The sequence below is a fragment of the Nevskia soli genome (assembly GCF_903970205.1).
Classification (GTDB): domain Bacteria; phylum Acidobacteriota; class Terriglobia; order Bryobacterales; family Bryobacteraceae; genus Bog-113.
This window is the reverse complement of the sequence record NZ_CAJCHS010000167.1, coordinates 1-3596: the sequence shown is the minus strand read 5'-3', so window position 1 is coordinate 3596 and position 3596 is coordinate 1. Positions and strand designations below refer to the sequence as shown.

The following is a 3596-nucleotide window of genomic DNA, read 5'->3' as shown; positions in this document are numbered from 1 at the left end:
CCGAGCTGCGGGCGGACTTCGCGGCGATCGAGGACCTGCAAGGCGCGCTCGACCAGCGGCATGGCCTGGGCGAGTTCGAGCACCGGACGGCGCTGCTGCGGCGGTTGCTGCTGGCGCGGCGATTGTTGCTGCGGCGCGCTCTGGCTAGACGGGGCGTTATTCGCCTGTGGCGGGCGCTCTTCGCGCGGGGGCGCCGGAGGGCGGCCGCCGCCGGTGTTGTCCAGCAGGTTTTCGTAGCTGATGAATTCGTGGCAATTCTTCTGGAGAATGGTGCTGGTGAAGGCCTTGCCGCCGACCACGAAGATCGTCTTGTCGTATTGCTTCAGCTTGTTGACGAGCGCGATGAAATCGCTATCGCCGCTCACGATCGCGAAGGCGTTGATGTGGTCGTGCGTGAAGGCCAGTTCCAGGGCGTCGAGGGCCAGGTTGATATCGGCGCCGTTCTTGTCGCCGCGGGGCGACGGGTCGCGCTGCACCATCTGTACGGCATGTTCCGAGAGGGTGCGCGTGAAGTTTTCGAGACGGCCCCAATTCGCGTAAGCGATCTTGGTGACGATCTCGCCGCGTTCTTTGAGGGCTTCGAGTACCGCGGCCACATCGAATTCGCGGCCGAGGGTGCTCTTTACGCCGATTTCGATATTGTCGAAATCAATAAATACGGCGATCTTTAACTGCTTTTCCATTGAACCTTGTCATCCTATTGTTCTTTCTTTCGAAACCCACTTCCAATACCGAGCGATTAAGCGACCGTTTTGCCGGAAGCGTCGGCGTGCTCGCGAATGAATGTGACGATCTCATCCAGCGAGGAACCGGGCTGAAAGACAGCGGCCACACCTTGCCGCTTCAAATCGCCGGCGTCCTCATCCGGAATAATTCCGCCCAAGACGACCAACACATCGGTCATCTCTTTCTCCCGCAACAATTCCATCAAGCGAGGAACGATTGCGTTGTGCGCGCCCGAAAGGATCGAGAGTCCGATGACCTGGACATCCTCCTGCAGCGCGGCGTTCACGATCATCTCCGGCGTCTGCCGCAGGCCGGTGTAGATGACTTCCATTCCGGCGTCGCGGAGAGCGCGAGCGATAATCTTTGCACCGCGATCATGGCCATCCAGACCGGGTTTCGCCACCAGCACTCGGATCGGATGGCTCATCCCGCGATCGTCGGAGGCGTCATCATGCGCTCCCTACAGAATACTCTGCTCGTCGTGCGTTCCGAAGACGTCGCGAAACGCGTCGCAGATTTCACCGAGCGTGGCGTAGGCGCGAACGGCTTCCAGAATTTGCGGCATGGTGTTCTGCGTGCCTTCAGCGACGCGCTTCAATTCCGTCAAAGAGCGACTGACGTTCGCATGATTCCGATCGTTACGCAGGGCTTTTAGTTTGGCGGCTTGCGAATCGCGCGCCGACTGCGGGATCTTCAGGATATCGATGGGTTGATCCTCTTTATCCATCGTGAAACGGTTGACCCCGACGATGGTTTTCTCGCCGGTTTCGACTTCGCGCTGATACCGATAGCTGGCGTCGGCGATCTCGCTTTGCGGGAAACCTTTCTCGATGGCGGCGATCATACCGCCCATGTCATCGATTTGGCGGATGTAATCGCGCGCGCCCTTTTCCATATCGAGCGTGAGGCGTTCGACGAAGTAGCTGCCGCCGAGCGGGTCGACTTCGTTGGTGACTCCGCTTTCATACGCGATCACTTGCTGGGTCCGCAGAGCTACGGTTGCGGCGTGTTCGCTGGGCAAGGCATAGGCTTCATCGAGTGAATTGGTGTGCAGGGATTGCGTGCCGCCCAACACTCCGGCGAGCGCCTGGATCGCGGTGCGGACGATGTTGTTCATGGGCTGCTGCCAGGTGAGGGAGCATCCGGCAGTCTGGGTGTGGAAGCGGAGTTTCAGGCTGCGTTCGTCCTTCGCATGATAGCGATCGCTCAGGATGGTGGCCCAGAGTTTACGGGCGGCGCGGAACTTGGCGATCTCTTCGAAGAAATCGCTATGGGAGTTGAAGAAGAAGCTGAGGCGCGGGGCGAAGTCGTCGATATCGAGGCCGCGTTCGAGGGCCCAGTCGACGTACTCGAATCCGTCGCGAAGGGTGAAGGCGAGTTCCTGGAGCGCGGTGGATCCGGCCTCGCGAATGTGATAGCCGCTGACGGAGACGGGGTTGAACCGGGGCGTCTGCTGCGCGGCGAACTCGATGCTGTCGGTGACCAGCCGCATGGAGGGGCGCGGCGGATAGATGTACTCCTTCTGCGCGATGTATTCCTTGAGGATGTCGTTCTGGAGGGTGCCGGAGATCTTCTGCCAACTGGCGCCTTGCTTCTCGGCTGCGACCAGGTACATCGCCCAGATGATGGATGCGGGCGAGTTGATGGTCATGGAGACGGTGACCCGATCGAGCGGGATCTTGTCGAAGAGCGTTTCCATATCGGCCAGCGAGGCGACGGGCGCGCCGCATTTGCCGACTTCTCCGTCGGCCATGGCGTGGTCGGAATCGTAGCCCATCAGGGTGGGTAAGTCGAAGGCGACGGACAGGCCGGTTTGCCCTTGTCCGAGCAGATAGCGATAGCGCTGGTTGGTTTCCTCGGGGGTGGCGAAGCCGGAGAACTGGCGCATGGTCCAGAGGCGGTCGCGATACATGCCGGGGTGAATGCCGCGGGTGTAGGGGAACTGGCCGGGGACGCCGAGGTCGCGCTCCGGGTTGAAATCGGGCAGGCTGTCGGGGGTGTAGAGCGCTTCGACGGGGACGCCGCTGAGGGTGGTGAACTTCTTCTCCGCTGGTTTGGGAGGGTCGAGGGTGGTTGCCATGGGTTGGGCTCGGTGGAGCCGGACTCCTGTAGGGATTCTATCGTGCGGGTGGTGGGGCAAAGGTCGGCTGAGGGCGGATGTGGTGGGTTCGAAACAGGCTTTGGCGGGATCGAAATCGGGTTTCCCAGGATCGGATTCGGGCTTCCCGGGTTCGTTATTTTTTGCTAAAGGGCTTGGAATCAATAACTCCCCAGGTTCGTTCCGTTTAAATTCACGGTTTGAGGATTTGGAGCGACTAAAGAGCCGGTTTGACGGCCGGTGCTTGCTGATTTAGCTTCTTGGTTAGTCATTGTGTTCGGTACCTATCCGTTGGTTACCACGAGAAGTGCGGCGGATCTGGGGTAATTCGATGTAAGCGGCTGTGGAAATTGAGTGAATAAGTTGAAATGGGGTGACACGAGCGGTGAAGGGCTTCTGCCGTTTGTGTTGAGTGCCGAACTCGCGTAGGGTTAGCGTATGTTGATTGAAATCGGGCCGGAAGACGAGACGCTCATAGAGGAGAAACTGCGAAGCGGTGAGTTCCGCTCGGTGGATGAGTTGATCCATAAATGGCTCGTTTCACTGGCGGATTCGCAATCCAGGTCGGACCAGCCGCGGAAGAATTTCGCGCAATTTTTGCGGGAGTCTCCTCTGAGCGGCTCAGGTTTGAGTCTGGAGAGGGAGAAGGAATACCCACGGATCGTTCCGTTGTGAGCGGATTCCGCGGCTCGATCAGGGCGTAGTCACTCTTAACTTCCGGTTCAGTGTCCAATCGGCGTGATGCTCATGGAGTAATGCGCTCAGTTCGTTT

General features: G+C 59.3%; 4 protein-coding genes. 1 reads left to right on the top strand and 3 read right to left on the bottom strand.

Going from position 1 to position 3596, the window contains the following annotated elements; all coding sequences use genetic code 11:
- From H1Y01_RS07560 to H1Y01_RS07550, 3 genes are all read right to left on the bottom strand, one after another.
- The coding region (locus H1Y01_RS07560; protein WP_180539834.1) for an NYN domain-containing protein at nt 1–683 on the bottom strand (683 nt) is incomplete at its 3' end.
- 56 nt (nt 684–739) lie between these two features.
- A complete protein-coding gene (locus tag H1Y01_RS07555; protein ID WP_180539833.1) occupies nt 740–1153 on the bottom strand; it encodes a cobalamin B12-binding domain-containing protein in 414 nt (137 codons plus the stop codon).
- A gap of 33 nt (nt 1154–1186) precedes the next feature.
- Nucleotides 1187–2806: an acyl-CoA mutase large subunit family protein gene (locus H1Y01_RS07550; protein ID WP_180539832.1), complete on the bottom strand. Its 1620-nt coding sequence runs from the start codon at nt 2804–2806 to the stop codon at nt 1187–1189.
- A 456-nt stretch (nt 2807–3262) separates the two neighbouring features.
- Between H1Y01_RS07550 and H1Y01_RS07545 the strand changes: the two genes are divergently transcribed.
- Entirely contained in the window at nt 3263–3499 is a 237-nt protein-coding gene (locus tag H1Y01_RS07545; RefSeq protein ID WP_180539831.1) for a hypothetical protein, read from the top strand.
- Nucleotides 3500–3596: the final 97 nt, after the last annotated feature.

Bases quoted from the DNA above. Each gene is read 5' to 3' on its own strand.
- H1Y01_RS07545 (WP_180539831.1), top strand. From the start codon at position 3,263: ATGTTGATTGAAATCGGGCCGGAAGACGAGACGCTCATAGAGGAGAAA.
- H1Y01_RS07550 (WP_180539832.1), bottom strand. From the start codon at position 2,806: ATGGCAACCACCCTCGACCCTCCCAAACCAGCGGAGAAGAAGTTCACC.
- H1Y01_RS07555 (WP_180539833.1), bottom strand. From the start codon at position 1,153: ATGAGCCATCCGATCCGAGTGCTGGTGGCGAAACCCGGTCTGGATGGC.